This is a genomic window from Microbacterium sp. 77mftsu3.1 (assembly GCF_900100525.1).
GTDB classification, from domain to species: Bacteria; Actinomycetota; Actinomycetes; order Actinomycetales; family Microbacteriaceae; genus Microbacterium; species Microbacterium aquilitoris.
This window is the reverse complement of sequence record NZ_FNCR01000004.1, coordinates 217704-234557: the sequence shown is the minus strand read 5'-3', so window position 1 is coordinate 234557 and position 16854 is coordinate 217704. Positions and strand designations below refer to the sequence as shown.

The 16854-nt window shown below is 68.7% G+C and carries 15 protein-coding genes and 1 tRNA gene; 9 read left to right on the top strand and 7 right to left on the bottom strand.

What is annotated here, in order from left to right; translation table 11 throughout:
* Positions 1 to 55 precede the first annotated feature (55 nt).
* Positions 56 to 790 (top strand): alpha/beta fold hydrolase, encoded by a 735-nt coding sequence (locus BLR68_RS11945; RefSeq protein ID WP_018186615.1) that lies wholly within the window; start codon positions 56 to 58, stop codon positions 788 to 790.
* Between the two features lie 126 nt (positions 791 to 916).
* Entirely contained in the window at positions 917 to 1177 is a 261-nt protein-coding gene (gene rpsT / locus BLR68_RS11940) for a 30S ribosomal protein S20 (RefSeq protein WP_018186614.1), read from the top strand.
* A gap of 73 nt (positions 1178 to 1250) precedes the next feature.
* Here rpsT and holA read toward each other — a convergent pair whose 3' ends face one another.
* Positions 1251 to 2285, bottom strand: a complete 1035-nt coding sequence (holA, locus tag BLR68_RS11935; protein ID WP_018186613.1) for a DNA polymerase III subunit delta — start codon at positions 2283 to 2285, stop codon at positions 1251 to 1253.
* 166 nt (positions 2286 to 2451) lie between these two features.
* Positions 2452 to 4755: a ComEC/Rec2 family competence protein gene (locus BLR68_RS11930; RefSeq protein ID WP_018186612.1), complete on the bottom strand. Its 2304-nt coding sequence runs from the start codon at positions 4753 to 4755 to the stop codon at positions 2452 to 2454.
* A 612-nt stretch (positions 4756 to 5367) separates the two neighbouring features.
* Between BLR68_RS11930 and BLR68_RS11925 the strand changes: the two genes are divergently transcribed.
* Positions 5368 to 6393: a hypothetical protein gene (locus BLR68_RS11925; RefSeq protein WP_143015758.1), complete on the top strand. Its 1026-nt coding sequence runs from the start codon at positions 5368 to 5370 to the stop codon at positions 6391 to 6393.
* A 335-nt stretch (positions 6394 to 6728) separates the two neighbouring features.
* On the opposite strand, the gene BLR68_RS11920 is transcribed toward BLR68_RS11925, so the two are convergent.
* From BLR68_RS11920 to BLR68_RS11910, 3 genes are all read right to left on the bottom strand, one after another.
* A complete protein-coding gene (locus BLR68_RS11920; RefSeq protein WP_018186610.1) occupies positions 6729 to 7319 on the bottom strand; it encodes a ComEA family DNA-binding protein in 591 nt (196 codons plus the stop codon).
* A 92-nt stretch (positions 7320 to 7411) separates the two neighbouring features.
* Entirely contained in the window at positions 7412 to 9991 is a 2580-nt protein-coding gene (gene leuS, locus BLR68_RS11915; protein WP_018186609.1) for a leucine--tRNA ligase, read from the bottom strand.
* Positions 9992 to 10059: 68 nt separating this feature from the next.
* A complete protein-coding gene (locus BLR68_RS11910) occupies positions 10060 to 11349 on the bottom strand; it encodes an anthranilate synthase component I family protein (protein WP_018186608.1) in 1290 nt (429 codons plus the stop codon).
* Positions 11350 to 11382: 33 nt separating this feature from the next.
* Between BLR68_RS11910 and BLR68_RS11905 the strand changes: the two genes are divergently transcribed.
* From BLR68_RS11905 to BLR68_RS11880, 6 genes are all read left to right on the top strand, one after another.
* Complete coding sequence (locus BLR68_RS11905; RefSeq protein WP_018186607.1) at positions 11383 to 12060, top strand: DedA family protein; 678 nt, start codon at positions 11383 to 11385, stop codon at positions 12058 to 12060.
* A gap of 4 nt (positions 12061 to 12064) precedes the next feature.
* Positions 12065 to 13108 carry an App1 family protein gene (locus tag BLR68_RS11900; protein ID WP_018186606.1) on the top strand — a complete coding sequence of 348 codons (1044 nt, stop codon included), beginning with the start codon at positions 12065 to 12067 and terminating at the stop codon, positions 13106 to 13108.
* A 10-nt stretch (positions 13109 to 13118) separates the two neighbouring features.
* Positions 13119 to 13826, top strand: a complete 708-nt coding sequence (locus BLR68_RS11895) for an SOS response-associated peptidase (RefSeq protein ID WP_018186605.1) — start codon at positions 13119 to 13121, stop codon at positions 13824 to 13826.
* A gap of 10 nt (positions 13827 to 13836) precedes the next feature.
* On the top strand, positions 13837 to 14709 hold the full coding sequence (locus tag BLR68_RS11890) for a hypothetical protein (protein WP_018186604.1): 873 nt from the start codon (positions 13837 to 13839) through the stop codon (positions 14707 to 14709).
* 65 nt (positions 14710 to 14774) lie between these two features.
* Positions 14775 to 14969, top strand: coding sequence for a hypothetical protein (locus BLR68_RS11885; RefSeq protein WP_018186603.1), 195 nt, complete (start codon positions 14775 to 14777; stop codon positions 14967 to 14969).
* Positions 14970 to 15090: 121 nt separating this feature from the next.
* On the top strand, positions 15091 to 15438 hold the full coding sequence (locus BLR68_RS11880) for a hypothetical protein (protein WP_256335385.1): 348 nt from the start codon (positions 15091 to 15093) through the stop codon (positions 15436 to 15438).
* A gap of 21 nt (positions 15439 to 15459) precedes the next feature.
* Here the strand turns inward: BLR68_RS11880 and BLR68_RS11875 are convergent, their stop codons facing one another.
* Both BLR68_RS11875 and BLR68_RS11870 read right to left on the bottom strand, forming a co-directional pair.
* Complete coding sequence (locus BLR68_RS11875; RefSeq protein WP_018186601.1) at positions 15460 to 16641, bottom strand: low temperature requirement protein A; 1182 nt, start codon at positions 16639 to 16641, stop codon at positions 15460 to 15462.
* A gap of 118 nt (positions 16642 to 16759) precedes the next feature.
* A tRNA-Ala gene (locus BLR68_RS11870) sits at positions 16760 to 16835 on the bottom strand.
* Between the last annotated feature and the right edge of the window lie 19 nt (positions 16836 to 16854).

Genomic DNA, 16854 nt, shown 5'->3' with positions numbered 1-16854 from the left:
TTCGGATCCGCCCCCGTTCCCCGTTTGCGCGGTCGCTGCTTCGTAGGCTGGAGGCATGACGCCTCAGGTGGTGTTCGTCCACGGCATCCGGACCTCGGCGACGATGTGGCGCGCGCAGGTCGAGCACTTGACCGCGGCGGGCATCGGCGCGCACGCCCTTGACCTGCCCGGGCACGGCACCCGCATGAGCGAGACCTTCACGCTGGACGGGGCATTCGAGACGATCGACGCCGCGGTGACGGATGCCGCGGCTCGCGGCCCCGTGCTCCTGGTCGCCCACTCGATGGGTGGACTCGTCTCCATCGAGTACATGGGCCGCGAGGATCCTCCCCCGGTCGAGGCGTTCATTCCGGCGGGGTGCACGTCGATCCCGCGCGGCGCGGGCCTCACGATGTACCGGACGCTGGCGCGGGGATTCGATCGTCTCCCCCGGCGTGGTCAGCCGCTCACCGACATGGTGTTGGATCGCACGCTCCCGCCCGAGACACGCGCCGACTTCGCGGCGGGCGGGTACGCGTACGACGCGCAGGACACCGCGCTCCGGAGCCTGTCGGTCCTCGATCTCGTGTCCGCGCTGAAACGCATCTCGGTGCCGATGTGGTTCGTCAACGGGCAGTGGGACCAACTTCGTCTGAACGAGCGGCTCTTCACCGCTCTGAAGCCCGAGGCCGAGCTCATCGTCGTGCCCCGGACATCCCATCTGGTCACCGCCATGCGGCCTCGGGTGTTCAATGCGGTCATCGACCTCGCCCTCGCGACGATGGCGCAGGAGCGGCCGACTTCGGGATGAGCCTCCCACCTGATAAGATCTGTTTTTGGCTTGCGTGTGGGTTCCTCCCTCACACGACCGCTGAGTGACAGCCCTCTTCTGTCGCCGGCACATCCACCTGTACCTCGAACGAAAGATACGTCGAACGTGGCGAACATCAAGTCGCAGATCAAGCGCAACAAGACCAACGAGAAGGCCCGCGAGCGGAACAAGGCCGTCAAGAGCGAGCTGCGGACCGTCGTCCGTCAGACCCGCGCGGCCATCACCGCCGGCGACAAGGCCGCTGCCGAGAAGGCTCTGGTGAAGGCGACCAAGAAGCTCGACAAGGCCGTCAGCAAGGGCGTCATCCACGAGAACCAGGCGGCGAACCGCAAGTCCTCGATCGCGAAGCAGGTCGCTGCTCTCTGAGCCGCGAACGCCGAGCTACGACGAAGGCCCGTCCCGAAAGGGATGGGCCTTCGTCGTTTGCGGCTGACGTGCCTCAGGCGCCGTACGGGGCTCGGGTCGCCACGACCGTGACGAGGCGCTCGACCGCGAACACAGCATCGCGGGACGCGCCTTTGACCTCGGCATCCGCTCGGGCGGCAGCCTGGATCGCGATGCCGAGCGAAGACTCGGTCCAGCCGGCGAGGTCGCGGCGGGCACGGTCGACCTGCCAGTCCTTCATGCCGATGCGCGCGGCGAGGGCGCCGGAGGGCTCGCGGGTGCCGGCGACGCGCGCCATGGTGCGGAGCTTCGAGGCGATCGCCGCGACCATGGGCACGGGGTCCGCCCCGGAGGCGAGCGCGTGGCGGAGGGTGACGAGGGCGTCGCCGTAGCGTCCGGCGATGGCGGTGTCGGCGACGGCGAACGCGGTCGTCTCGACGCGGCCGCCGTAGTAACGGGTGACGACCTGCTCGGTGATGTCGCCCTCGACGTCGGAGATGAGCTGCTGGCACGCGGCCGCGAGCTCGGTGAGGTCGTCGGCGAAGGCCGAGACGAGGGCGCGGAGCGCGGGCGGGGCGATGCGGCGTTTGGCGGCCTGGAACTCGCCCGCCGCGAAGTCGAAGCGGTCGGAGTCACGCTTGACCGCGGGGCAGGCGATCTCGATGCCGCCGCCGGCGCCCGAACGGATCGTGTCGAGGAGCTTCTTGCCGCGAACGCTCGCGCCGGTGTGGCGGAGCACGATCGTCGCGCCCTCCTGCGGCGCTTCGAGGTAGCGGATCGCCTCTGTCAGGAACGCGTCGGAGCATTTCTCGACACCCGAGACGCGGACGAGGCGCGGCTCGCCGAACAGCGAGGGTGATGACACCGCGAAGAGGGTGCCCGGCGCGTAGTCGTCGGCGCGGATGTCGGTGACTTCGAGGCTCGGATCCTCGGCGCGCAGGTATTCACGGATGCCGGCGGTCGCCCGCTCGGCGCAGATCTCCTCGGGCCCCGAGACGAGGACGACGGGCGCGGGCTGCGGCGCACGCCAGGAGATCTGCGGGATCGCCGACTTCGCCGTCTTCGCGGCAGGACGACGGGGGCTCGGCATGGGTCCAGCCTACCGAGGGCTACCGACGCTCCGCCGTCGCTCACCGGACCGCCGCCGGGACAGCGCCCACACAGCCGCGACCGCCGCGACCGCCGCGAGGAGCATCGCGCAGAGAGGTGAGGGAAAGGGCCGTGCGGGCGGGAGGCATCCGGTCAGCCTACGAGAATCAGCCGCCCTCCTCACGGGAGCGCCACAGCCGGATCCCGTCCCCGTCGCGCCAGAGCACGACGTCACCCGACGTGTCGGTGCGGGCGATGATCGCCTTTTCCTCGCGGAGGAGCTCGAGGATCTCCTCTCGCGGGTGGCCGTAGGTGTTCTCTCCGACGGTCACGAGGGCGACGGCCGCGTCGAGCTCTTCGTAGAGGCTGTGATCCTGATCGGCGCTGCCGTGGTGCGCGACTTTGACCACCGAATAGGTGCGGTCGATCGCGCCGAGAGCGAGCAGGGATCGTTGCGGCTGCGCTGACAGATCGCCCAGGAAGATCGCGTCGGGGGCGCGGCATCCGGTGATGTCGATCACGACGCTCGCGTCGTTCCCGTACGGATAGACCGGGTCGCGCGGCCTCGGCCACAGCGAGCGCCAGCGGCACTCCCCCAGCGCGCCGCTCTGACCTGCGGAGACCTCCTGTGCTCGCGCACCCGACTCCGTGAAACCGGCGATCATCGCAGCAGCCTCTGCGTCGGGGATCGGACCGTGCAGGACGAGATCCGCGCGACCGACCAGAGTCTCGGCACCGCCGCGGTGGTCCATGTCGAAGTGGGTGAACACAAGGACGTCGATGCGGTCGACCGCGAACCGGTCAAGGCACGCGGCGAGGGGCGCTGGCTCCGGCCCCGTGTCGATCAGCATGATGGCCTCACCGGAGCGCACGAGTACGGCGTCGCCCTGCCCCACCTCGCATGCAGCGATGGCCCAATCGTCCGGCGCCCGCGTCCGGTCGATGAGGGTCCGGAACGGGCCGGCGCTCACCACGACGACGACGATGACGACGAGCGCCCACCCCGCCCACCGCTGCAACCGGTGCCGGCGTGCGGCGATCACGATGCCGATCGCGGCCACTGTCGCTGCGAGGGCGATGAGCCCCGGCATCCCTTCCACCCATCCGATGGATGCCCCGGGCAGCCGCGCGGACAGGTCCGCCGTTCCCGCGATCCAGGCCGCCGGCAGCCACGCGATCGCCGCCAGCCCCTGCGCGAGTACCGGGAACGGCAGCGCAAGGCAGGCGAGAAGGCCGAGGACGGTCGCGGCGGGCGCGGCGGGACCCGCAAGCAGGTTCGCGAGCACGCCGACGAGGGGCACGGTCGGCTCGATCAGCACGAGCAGCGGTCCGCAGGCGAGCTGCGCCGCGAGCGGGACGGACAGGGCGAGCGCGAGCGGTGCGGGCATCCACCGCGACATCCCGTCGGCGAGCGGTCCGGCGAACAGCAGCAGCGACCCGGTCGCCACCGCAGACAGTGCGAACCCGAGGGAGGCCGCGAGCCAAGGATCGAGCACGAGCAGCACGCACACCGACGCGGACAGGATCGACATCCCTGCGCCGATCCGCCCCAGCAGGACGCCCAGCATGGCGATCGCCGCCATCACGCCCGCTCGGACGACGCTGGGTTCGGGCGAGACAAGCACGATGAATGCGACGAGCGTCGCCAGTCCCGCCGTGACGCGGATGCCGCGCCGCGCCCCGCAGAGGGCAGCGAAGCCGAATGCGATCCCGACGACGAGCGCGCAGTTCGCCCCCGAGACGGCTGTCAGATGCGACAGCGACGATGCTCTCATCTGCTGGTCGAGATCCTCGGTGACCGCGGATGTGTCGCCGACCGCGAGGCCTGGAACGAGCCCTGCACCGGGGTCGGGGAGACCGTCGACCGCCTCGACCAGACCCGTCCGCAGCGCGGCCGCGACGGCGAGCGGACCGGTCGGGGCTCGCACCAGCCGAATCGTGGACGCCTCGATCACGAGGACCTCACGATCAGCGGCATCCGCTCGAAACGCCGTTCCCGTCACCTCGACCTGAGCACCGAGGTCGAGCCCGGCCGGGCGCTCCTGGACGCGGACAAGTACGGGAGCCGAGACGGGCGTCGAGTCCGAGCCGATCGTCGCGGACCTGGTGATCGCGTCGAAGCGGAACCCGGTGGCGGACCGTTCGACCTTGCCGACGACATCGACCTCGAACGCGGCGGTGCGCCCCCCGGTGATCTGCAGACCGGCGACGGCCTCTCGGGCGGGCTGAGCGAGTGCGACGTGGGATGCCGCGCCCCCGGCGACCGCGAACGCCACCGCGATAAGCGCGACGGTCGTCGGCAGGGACGTTCGCGCGGCGATCACCAAGGCTAAAGCGGCGACAACCCAAAAGATCACGGCGAGAGCGACCGCATGCTCGGGGAAGCTGATCGCCGCCCCGGCACCCGCCCACCCCGCGAGCGCGACCGGTAGCAACCGCAGGTCGCGGCGCCGCGCGGTCCGCATCGTCATTCCGAAAGGCTCGGGCAGTCTTCATGCGTCAGGCTCCGTCTACGGTCGATCGGGGGATTACACCGATTGCCCGGCATCAGTGGAGAAAAGAACAAGCAGCCCCACTGCGCTCCACCAGCATCAGAGGTGGCATCTCCAGCCTCTTATGATTCTCGCGTCTCCTACGACGGCCGATCTTCAACGTTTGATGGCCGGGGTGCAGATGAGGTGCCCCCCCCCCGGGAGTAGCTACTAGTCACGATCACAGGTCGCACAACAGTGCCGGAGCTTCTTCTCGACCCTCGCTGTCAACGTCCCCTAGTCACGGTGGCGATCCGGCCGGTCTCCTCTCGCCGGAACATGGCCCGCCGAACAGTCGGATCCGCCTCGGGCGGCCACCATGGCCAACTGAAGTTCGGATTCGCACCGTCATGCCCCATGGTGCCGCTGACGCATCGTCGTCAGTGTCTCACTGGGGCCTTCTGAGCACCTGCGCTTGCCGAGGCAAGGCGACCAGACCGGCCGAATGACCTACGTCGATGTCCGCCGAAGAGGGGACAACAATGATGGCAATCCATCGCATAGATTCGCGTCAGGGCCGCAATGCCGCGGCCCATCGACCGGGGGAGCAACGTGTTCAAATTTCGAGACGACGGGAAGCGAAGCCAGAAAGTATCGGTCGCAGCGGCAGCTGCGGCGACCGTCTTCACCATATCCATCGCATGTCCAACGGCAGCGTACGCCGAGTCCGACCCATACACGGAGATCGCCAACGCTGTAGCTTCTTCTGCCGAACGCGAGACGATTACACGAGCGCAGCTTCACAGCGAGAACTGGATTGCATCGAATGAGGCAGTTCAAGCGATCGGAGATGAGAGTCAAGTCACGCTGCATTTCGATCAGGCAGCGCCTGTCTCGATTGGCTTGCCAACTGAAATGAGCGTGGCCGACGTAGGGATCTCGCGACAGGGCAGCATTGCGATGTCGGGCGACAGTGAATCTGCCGCGCTGTCGGTGGAGACGGTAGACGACGGCGTCCGCATCGCCACCGTGATCTACGACGCATCCCAGTCAAATCGCTTCACATATCCTCTCGAGGCCGGCACCGGCGCACGTGTAAACGCTGACGGCAGCGCGGATATCTTCAGGATGGTGGATCTCGAGGATCCGGAGTCAAACACGGAGGCGGTACTGGAGGTTTCTATTGCGCACGTCGAAGCGCCGTGGGCGAAGGACGCGAACGGCCGCAACGTCGCTACTCGCTACGTGGTGCAGTCGGGTGCACTCGTGCAGCTGGTTGATCATGAATCCGCGGGCATCGTCTACCCTGTCGTAGCGGACCCGAAGATAACGCGGCCGAACTTTTTCCAGACCCTCGTACGTTGGAACCGCGCCGAGACTAAAACGATCGCGGGTGCGGGGTGGGGCGCTACCGGCCTGACGGCCGTGTGTGCAGCCGCCGGCACCGCGGCGGGTGGGCCCATTGGAGCGGCTGCATTTGGCGCCGCCTGTCTGGCTATTGCGGGGTCGGGTGTGTACACGGCTGGCGTTGCGGACAACTCCAGCCCGAAAAGATGTCTCCAGCTGACGATCACTTTCACTGTGGTCACCTCGCCAGTACCTTGGTTCGATACATATAAAGGGGGGAACTGCAAGTGAAGAAAGATCGAAGCGTCAACCGTTTCCGTTACTTTTTCGCCGATACCTGGTGGCGCATCACCTGGTTTGTCAGTGCCGTTGTCTGGTGCGCGGCGTTAAACGCCGTTCTTATGACGACAGATGCAGACCCGACGTGGATTGGTCCTCTCTCAGTGGTCCCCCTCCTCGCATTCGCCGCTGATGTAATCCGTCGCGATCACGTCATGCGCCGGAACGAATCACTCTGAACGCGCCAGCGGGCCCCGCCAGCAAGACGCCGGTGGGGCCCGCTGGGCAGGGCGCCTCGGTTATGCGCAAACGGTAGCAACGTCAGGGGCGCCGCGCGGTCCGACCACTCACACCGTCACCAGGTCGCGGAGGGATTCGAGCATCTTCTCCCCGATCCCCGGCACCGCCATGAGGTCGTCGACGCTCGTGAACCGGCCGTTCTCCTCGCGCCAGTCGAGGATCCGCTGCGCGATCGACGGTCCGATGCGCGGCAACGTGTCGAGGGCAGCGACGTCGGCGGTGTTCAAATTCACGCGACCATCGCCTTCGGGTGCGGCGGAAGCACCGGCATCCGTCCCCTCTTCACCCTCTCCGGGGATGAGGAGCTGCTCACCGTCGCTCACCGGACGCGCAAGGTTCACGCCGTCGCGAGACGCCTTCTCAGAGAACCCCCCGGCGGCGACGACGGCGTCCACGACGCGCGCACCCTGGTCGAGGCGATACAGACCGGGCTCTCGCACCTGACCCGAGACGTGGACGTACACCGACGCCGGCGCCACCGTCTCGGAGACGACCTCGGGCACCGTCTCGACGGCTGATTCCGCGCCCGTCCGGACGATCCCGATCGCAATCGTCACGGCGGCGACGACGACCACGAGGACGACGGCGGCACCGATCCCCAGCCGACGTCGAGACGTCGGCACCGCCTGCGCACCCATGGCACGATCATTCCGGCGCCGGGCCGCCCCTCGCCGCGCGGCGAGAGGGCGGTGGACGAACCGCGGTCAGATGGCCACGGTGGAGAAGACGCTCAGGCGACGGTGAAGCTGACGACCTTCGGCGCCCGCACGACGGCGCGGGTGATCTCCTTGTCGCCGATGGCCCGACGCACCTTCTCGTCGGCGAGGGCGAGCTTCTCGAGCTCGTCGCCCGAGATCTTCGCCGGGACGGTGAGCGTGCCGCGCACCTTGCCGTTGACCTGCACGACCGCCGTCACCGACTCCTCGACGAGGAGCGTGGGGTCGGCCTGACGCCACGGCACGACGCCGACGAACGGCTTGTAGCCGAGGATCTCCCACATCTCCTCCGCGGTGTGCGGGGCGAAGAGGTCGAGGATCATCGCGACGGCCTCGGCGGCCTCGCGGACGGCGGGGTCGGCGGCGCCTGCGCCCGAGTCGATCGTCTTGCGCGTCGCGTTGACGAGCTCCATGAGACGCGCGACCACCACGTTGAACTTCGACTGCTCGACGAGCCCGACGACATCGGCCCACAGGCGGTGGGTCACGCGGCGGAGCGCGGTGTCCCCCTCGGCCCAGACGACGTCCGACGGGCTCGCGACGTCGGAGGCGACACGCAGTGCGCGCGACAGGAACTTCTGGGCACCGGTCGTCGAGACGTCCTCCCAGTTGATGTCGTCCTCGACAGGCCCGGCGAATGCGATAGCGACACGGACGGCATCCGCACCCGGGTCGTCCATGCTCGACGCGAACTCGACGAGGTTGCCCTTCGACTTCGACATCTTCGAGCCGTCGAGCAGGACCATGCCCTGGTTGATCAGGCTCGTGAACGGCTCGGTGAAGTCGACGAGGCCCATGTCGAACAGGACCTTCGTGATGAACCGGGCGTACAGCAGGTGGAGGATCGCGTGCTCGACGCCGCCGATGTACGAGTCGACCGGCGCCCACTTGGATGCCTCGGCGCTCGGGAACGGCTCCGTCGCCCCGTTTGGGGCCAGGAAGCGCAGGAAGTACCACGAGCTGTCGACGAACGTGTCCATCGTGTCAGCGTCGCGAAGCGCCGGCTCGCCGGTCTCGGGGTCGACCGTCGACATCCACTCGGTCGCGCCGCCCAGCGGCGACGTGCCCTTCGGCTTCAGGTCGAGACCCTTGGCGTCGGGGAGGATGACGGGCAGCTGCTCGTCGGGGACCGGGACGATACGGCCGTCCTCGGTGTGGATCATCGGGATCGGGGTGCCCCAGAACCGCTGACGCGAGATCAGCCAATCGCGGAGGCGGTAGGTCTTCGCGGCGCGGCCGGTTCCCGCCGAGGTGAGCTCTTCGATCGCGCGGGCGATCGCGTTGCGCTTGGACAGCCCGTTCAGCGACCCGGAGTTGATGAGGCGTCCGTCGCCCGTCAGGGCGGTGCCCGTGCGGGCGGGGTCGATCGACTCGAGGTCGTCGCCGATCGGCACACCGTCCTCGTCGACCTCGATGACCGGGATCGCGCCGGTGACCGGAGCCGTCGTGTCGACGACGACCTTCACGGGCAGGTCGAACGCGCGGGCGAAGTCGAGGTCGCGCTGGTCGTGCGCGGGGACGGCCATGACGGCACCGTGCCCGTAGTCGGCGAGGACGTAGTCCGCCGCCCAGATCGGCAGACGCTCACCGTTGATCGGGTTGATCGCGAAACGGTCGAGGAACACACCGGTCTTGGGGCGATCGGCGGTCTGGCGCTCGATCTCGCTCGTCTTCTGCACCGTGTCGAGGTAGTTCCGGAAGCGCTGCTGAACCTCGGGCGAGGCGCCGTCGACGAGCTCCGCAGCGAGGTCCGAGTCAGGCGCGACGACCATGAAGGTCGCGCCGTGGAGGGTGTCGGGACGGGTGGAGAAGACGGTGATCTTCTCGGCGCGCCCCTCGATCTCGAAGTCGATGTCGGCGCCTATGGAGCGGCCGATCCAGTTGCGCTGCATCTGCAGCACCTTGTGGGGCCAGAAGCCCTCGAGCTGGTTCAGGTCATCGAGCAGACGGTCGGCGTACTCGGTGATCTTGAAGTACCACTGCGTCAGCTTCTTCTTGACGACCTCGTACCCGCAGCGCTCGCAGTGTCCGTCGACGACCTGCTCGTTCGCGAGCACGGTCTGGTCGTTGGGGCACCAGTTGACGGCGCTCTGCTTGCGGTAAGCGAGCCCGCGCTCGAACAGGCGCTGGAACAGCCACTGGTTCCAGCGGTAGTACTCGGGGTCGCTCGTGTGGAGCACGCGGCTCCAGTCGTACGACGACCCGAACGCGCGGAAGCTGACCTTGTGCTGGTCGATGTTGTTGTAGGTCCACTCGCGCGGGTCGGACCCGGCGCCGCCCTTGATCGCGGCGTTCTCGGCGGGCAGGCCGAAGGAGTCCCAGCCGATCGGGTTCAGCACGTTGTAGCCGCGGTGACGCCAGAAGCGTGCGACGGCGTCGACGTAGGCGTAGTTCTCGGCGTGGCCCATGTGCAGGTCGCCCGAGGGGTACGGGAACATTCCGAGGACGTACTTGCGCGGACGGGTGTCTTCGTCGCCGCCGGCCTTGAACGGGTCGGACTCCGCCCACCGGGCCTGCCACTTCGCCTGGATGGCGCGGGAGTCGAAGCCGGTCTGCTCGGGAGCCGATGCGTCGGAGGAGGTGCTGGATGACACGGTGAACCAATCGTGCAAAGTCGGGAGGGCGCGCGAAAACGCCTTTTCAGCCTAGCGGACCAGGACTTTCACCATCCCGGTGGCAGTTCCGCACCCAGCGCGCGGAGGGGCGCTCGCGCCTTGATGCCGACTTCAGCGACCTCGTCCGCCGCGATCGACCCCCACGTGATCCCGCCACCGGCGCCGACATACGCGCCGCCCGGGTGGACGACGATCGAGCGGATCACCATGGCCAGATCGAGTCCGCCGTCGAAACCGATCCACCCGAAGCATCCCGCGAAGACTCCCCGGGGCGCAGACTCCACCCGGTGCAGGATCTGCATGGCCGAGAGCTTGGGGGCTCCCGTCATGCTTCCGGCGGGAAAAGCCGCATCCCGGAGGTCGCCGACCGTCGTGCCGGGACGCAGCCTCCCCGCCACCGTGCTCACGAGCTGATGCACGGCGGGGTAGGACTCGACCTCCAGCAGCCGTTCCGCCGCGACCGTCCCGGGCTCGCACACCCGCTGCAGGTCGTTGCGCATGAGGTCGACGATCATGACGTTCTCGGCCTGCTCCTTCTCACTCCCCCGCAGCTCGGCGGCGAGAGCCGCATCCTCGACGACGTCGACGGAGCGCGGTCGCGTGCCCTTGATGGGGCGCGTGCGGACGATCCCCTCCGAGACCGACAGGAACTGCTCGGGTGACGCACTGACGAGCGCCCACCCGCCGCTGCGGATGAATCCGCCGTGGTGCGCCGGTGTCGCGGCTCGCAGCCGCAGGTACGTGTCGACCGGGTCCACGGATGCCGCCGTCTCGAATCGCGTGGTGAGGCACAGCTGGTACGCACGCCCCTCCCTGATCTCTTCGCGGCACTGTTCGATGAGGGCGATGTACCCCGCAGGATCGTGCCGGGCGACGACCTCGACCACGGGCGGTTCCGCGGGGCTCGGGGCCTCTCCCGCCGCGATAGCCCGAGCGACCGACGCGGCCAGCCCGTCGAGGACGTCCTCCGCACCGAAGGCGACCATCCGCCGTGCAGCGTGATCGAACCCCAGCATCCGATCGACGCGGAGCCAGACCTCTGCGGGCCCGACGTCGTCCACGGCAGGCGCGCCGGCGCGGCGGGCCGCCGCGTCGTACCCCGACCAGCCGACCCAGCCGCCACGGAAGGGTCCCGCAGCGGCATCCGTCCCACCGGAGAGGCGGACCTCGTGAGGAGGCGACGAGGGGATGCCGGTGCCCACCCAGCTCCACCCGTCGGCGGCGTCGGGCCCGGCATCCAACCAGAAGGCGTCCCCGGCATCGCCGACGACCGTCGCGAAGGCGATCGCGGGATCGAGCCAGCCGTCGAGTGCGCGGGAGGCGAGGTCGCTGGACACCCCCTCAGGGTAGACGGCGGATAATCTGAGGTCGTGAACGAGATCCTCGACTGGCTGCTCAGTACCGTCCAGGCGGTCGACCCGGTCGTGCGCGTCATCGTCGCCGGACTCGCGATGATGCTCGAGACGAGCGTCCTCGTCGGGCTCATCGTCCCCGGCGACACGATCGTCATCGTCGCCGGCACGGCCGTCGACAACCTCGCCGAGGGCACCTGGCTCGTCCTGGCCATCCTCATCGGATCGCTCATCGGCGAGAGCATCGGATTCGCGCTCGGACGCTGGCTGGGACCGCGCATCCGGTTCTCGCGCGTCGGGAAGCTGACCGGCGAACGCAACTGGATGCGCGCGGAGCTCTATCTGCGTCGACGCGGCGGGCCCGCCATCTTCCTGTCGCGCTTCCTCCCGGTCCTCCACTCCCTCGTCCCGCTCACCGTGGGGATGAGCGGATTCGCGTACCGCAGGTTCCTCGCGTGGACCGTGCCCGCGTGCACGGTCTGGTCGGTCGCGTACGTCTCCGTCGCCGCGGCCGCCGCCGAGGGGTACCGCGAACTCTCCGACAGCCTCCACTACGCGGGCTACCTCTTCGTCGCCGTCATCGCGGCGTTCGTCCTGCTCGTCTACATCGCGAAGCGCGTCATCAGCACCCGGGAGGCACGCCACCTCGAGCTCGACGATGCGCCGGAGGCTCGGGCCGACGACGTGAAAGACTGAATCGATGTCCTCCTCCCCCCGCGACGCCAAGGTGCTCTGGCTGGCACGCCTCGAATACCGGTTCCACGCCTGGCGCGAGAAGCGCGCCCGCGCGAACGGCCGCCGGCCCACGGTCGCCGCGTTCCCCGGGTACGGCAGCACGCAGTGGGTGCGCGTCCTCGGCCGGGTGCTGATCCCCCCGAAGGCCAAGCGCCGAGAGCGGGGCGACTACGCCGGTGTGCGCGGATGGCGGAGTTTCGCCGCCGTGCCGATCGCCCACGCGCGGGTGACCGTGATGATCGACGGGGTGAGCCACGAGGTCGCCGCCGATCGCGGTGGGGTCGTCGACGCCGTGCTCCCGGCCACGCTCGCCGCGGGCTGGCAGACGATCACGATGAGCGTGGAGGATGCCGACCCGGTCGACGCCCGCGTGTTCATCGTCGGAGACGACATCCGGTTCGGGGTGATCTCGGACGTGGACGACACCGTGATGGTCACCGCCCTCCCCCGGCCCTTCGTGGCGGCGTGGAACTCCTTCGTCCTCAACGAGCACGCCCGCCAGCCGGTTCCCGGCATGGCCGTCCTGCTCGAGCGGCTCGTTCGTGAGAACCCCGGGTCGCCCATCCTGTATCTCTCGACAGGTGCGTGGAACGTCGCGCCGACCCTGGTGCGATTCCAGCGGCGGCATCTGTTCCCCCTCGGCGCGATGCTCCTGACGGACTGGGGTCCGACGCACGACCGGTGGTTTCGCAGCGGCAAGGAGCACAAGCACGAGAACCTGCGCCGCCTGGCGGATGAGTTCCCCGACATCGACTGGTTGCTCATCGGCGACGACGGTCAGCACGATGACGAGATCTACACGCAGTTCACGATCGAGCATCCCGAGCAGGTCGCCGCCGTCGCGATCCGGCGACTGACTCCCGCCGAGGCGGTCCTCGCGGGCGGTCGGACGGCCGTGGACGACCACAGCGCCGCGGGCGTGCCCTGGGTCACCGGCGACGACGGCGCGGAGCTGCTCGAGCGACTGACCGACGTCGACATCGTCCGCGATGTCCCCACCTCCTCCTAGGCTGACAGCCATGTGCGGTCGCTTCGTCGTTGCCAACGTCGCCTCGGAACTGGTCGGCGTTCTCCGCGTCGACGTCGAGAGCGACGACCTCCCCGCTCCGTCGTACAACATCGCCCCGACCTCGCGGGTGGGTATCGTCCTCGACTCGGCCAAGACCGACCCGCCCACACGGCGGCTGGAGCCGGCGCGCTGGGGCCTCGTCCCCTCGTGGGCGAAGGACGTGAAGGTCGGCGCGCGGGCGTTCAACGCGCGTTCGGAGGAGCTCGAGGACAAGCCGATGTTCCGGCAGGCCCTCATCAAGCGCCGCGCGATCGTGCCTGCCACCGGGTACTACGAGTGGCAGACGACCGACGAGGGCAAGACGCCGTACTTCATCCATCCCGCCGACGGGTCCCCGCTGCTGTTCGCGGGACTCTACGAGTGGTGGAAGGACCCGGCGAAGGCCGAGGACGACCCCACGCGCTGGGTGCTGTCCTTCACGATCATCACGCGCGACGCCGTCGCGCCGCTCGGGTCGATCCATGACCGGATGCCGTTGTTCCTCGACGCCGACTTCGCCGACGCGTGGCTCGACACCGAGGTGGACAACGTCGGCGACCTCCTCGACGCCGCCGTCGACGCAGCCCCCCAGGTCGTCGCCGGCCTCACCGACCACGTCGTCTCCAGTGCCGTCGGCAACGTCCGCAACGACTCCCCCGAACTCATCCAGCCCCTCTGACCGGCCTGCGATGCCCACCCTGACGAGCGACGTCCTCGCGCGGACCGACTGGACCGAGCGGATGCGAGCGCATGCCGAGCGGGCCGATGCGCTGACCGCCGGACGCCGTCATCGCGCGGCCGGGGGCGAGACGCACCCGGTCGACGACTTCCTCTACACGTACTACTCCTACAAGCCGGCTGTCCTGCGCCGCTGGCATCCGGGGCGTGACGTCCGGTTAGCGGATGCCGCGGACTCGCCGCACGCGGGGTGGCGCTGGTACCGCAGCGAGGCGGGCACGGTCGCGGCCGACGCCGACGCGTTCCTCACCGAGAAGGCGCCGCTGGTCCGCGCGATCCGCGGCATCCTGTCGAGCACGCTCGGACGGACCGGCTCGTACGGATGCTTCGGCCTTCACGAATGGGCCATGGTCTACCGTGACGGCGAGACGCGGCATCCCGTGCCGTTGCGACTCGGTGCCGAGGGGACGGATGCCGTCGTCGAGGCGCACGATCTGCGATGCACGCACATCGACGCGTTCCGCTTCTTCACGCCCGACGCGGCGCCACGCAATCGCTTCGCTCCCACGCGCGACACGCAGGCGCTGACGGAGCAGCCGGGGTGTCTCCACGCGGGGATGGACCTCTACAAGTGGGCGGTGAAGCTCGGCCCGCTCGTTCCCGGCGAGCTGCTCCTGGATGCGTTCGTGCTCGCCCGCGACATCCGGGAACTCGACATGCGAGCCTCGCCGTACGAACTCAGCGACTGGGGCTACTCCCCCGTGCCCATCGAGACGCCGGCGGGCAAGGCCGAGTACGTCACGGCGCAACGCGCCTTTACCGAGCGGGCGCAGCCCATCCGGAGCCTGCTGCTGCAGCTGGTTGACCCGACCGAGAACAGCTGAATCCGGTCAAGGCCCTCGACGCAACGCTCGAGGTCCGACATGCTCGAAGAGTCGAGAGGACCCCCATGAGCAACGATCCCACGCCCGACCTGGAGCGACTCGTCGGCGGAGAGCAGGACGGCCTGCCCCCTGCGCCCCACGGTGCCCCTGATCACCCTGACGACCCGTCTCCCGAGGAGCGGTTCGTCGCTCCCGACGCCGGGGATCTCGACGTCGACGCCGCCGAGGTGGACGCGGAGGCTTCCGATTCCGCCGAGTGAGCCGGGATCGAGAGCCCTTGATTCCCGCGACGTCGCTCGTCACACATTCACCACGTGGGTCTGTTTCGTCGCGGTCGTCGCCGTGTACTTGTGCGTCGTAGCGATGCAGACGGACGAGAGCGTGAAGGGTCTTCTCGTCTTCGTCGTGCTGGGCGCGGCCGCACTCTCGTTCGCGTTGGTGTGGCTCGGCGCGCCGATCGCGTGGCTCGTGGCCCGGTGGATGCGGAATGTGCGCGGCGTCGTCGCGCACGTGATGGTGTTCTGGCTGCTTGGGGCCGTGACGTCCGGGATCGTGCTGCTCCTCCTCTCCTCGGTGACCGGCGCGGCACAGGGTTCTGATCAGGCCGGCGCCGTCCTCGCTGCGGCAGCCGTGTGCGGCGTCTGCACCGCCGCCGGACGGAGCTCCGTCTTCGTATCGGAGTGGCGTCATGCGCGTCGGCGCCGTGAGCTGCAGACCTCGGCGAGCTGAGGACCACCGGTTCGCACGGAATCAGACGTCGACGAGCGCCCCGCCGTCGGCATCGACCGCGCGCGGTTCGGAGACGATGAGAGCCGCGACCACCCCGGCGAGGATGACGGCCGTCAACGCCACGGGCACCGGGACGAGCGGGTCGATGAGGACGAGGACCGCTCCCGACGGGACGATGAGGTTCACGGCACGCCCCGCGTGCGGACGGATCGCCAGCAGCCAGACGACCCCGATGAAGATCGCGATGGGCACCGTATAGGTGAAGGATGCCGCAGGCGACATCAACGCGCTGTCACCTGTCAGAACGTCGATCTCGACCTCGATGCCGGCGGAGAAGGCGCCGGCCGCCGCGAACACGAAGTAGTGGCCGTAGCCGTACAGCAATGGACTTCCCAGCCGGTCGATCGCCAGGTGGTGCGGCGGCCAGAAGTAGATCCACCACAGCGCGGCGGTCACGGCGAGGGTGAGGACGGCGATCCCGATGAGTGGAGTCAGTGACTCGGCATCCTGCACGGCGTGGATCACCGCGTTCGCGGAGGCGAGCAGACTCTCACCGAGCAGGATGAGAGTGAACAGACCGTAGCGCTCGGTGATGTGGTGCGCGTTGCGCGGTGTGGGCGCTCTGCTTTCCGCGATGACCGGAACCGCCAGCTCCGCGAGGATCAGCCCCACGATGACGAGCCGGAAGGCACCGACCGGGAGCAGCAGTGCCGCCACCCAGAGGACCTGCACCGCCGTGATCCCGACGGCGTAGGTCACCGTCGCCGCTCGCGCCGGCCCCGCTCTTCGGAAGGCACGGATCCACTGAGCGACCATGGCGAGCCGCATGACCACGTACCCCGCGGTCACGATGCGGAAGTCGCCGTCGGCGAATGCCGAATGGACTCCTGCCGCGAGCACCAGCACGCCTCCCATCTGGACGATGGTGAGGAGACGGTAGAGCCAGTCGTCCGTATCGAATGCGGTGGCGAACCAGGTGAAGTTCATCCATGCCCACCAGATGCTGAAGAACACGGCGGCATAACTCAGGACGCCATCGACGATGTGACCGCCGGTCAGAGCGTGATGCAGCTCGACCGCGGAGATGCTGACGGCGACGACGAAGACGAGATCGAAGAAGAGCTCCAGCGACGAGGCTGCCCTGGCCGGTTCGTGCGGATCCCGCGGGGTCATGGGGACGAGGCGGAGGTCGGCTCGACTCATGTCTCGCACCGCCCCACGAGGCCCCCGCCTTCGTGCCGATCCGATGTGCATGCGCCGAGCGTACGGCATCGACGCACCCGCGGGGAGAAACACAAAAACCCCGGCGAACCGGGGTATTTGGTGGACCTGAGGGGACTCGAACCCCTGACCCCCTGCATGCCATGCAGGTGCGCTACCAGCTGCGCCACAGGCCCTTGGTCGCCGCTCGCGGCA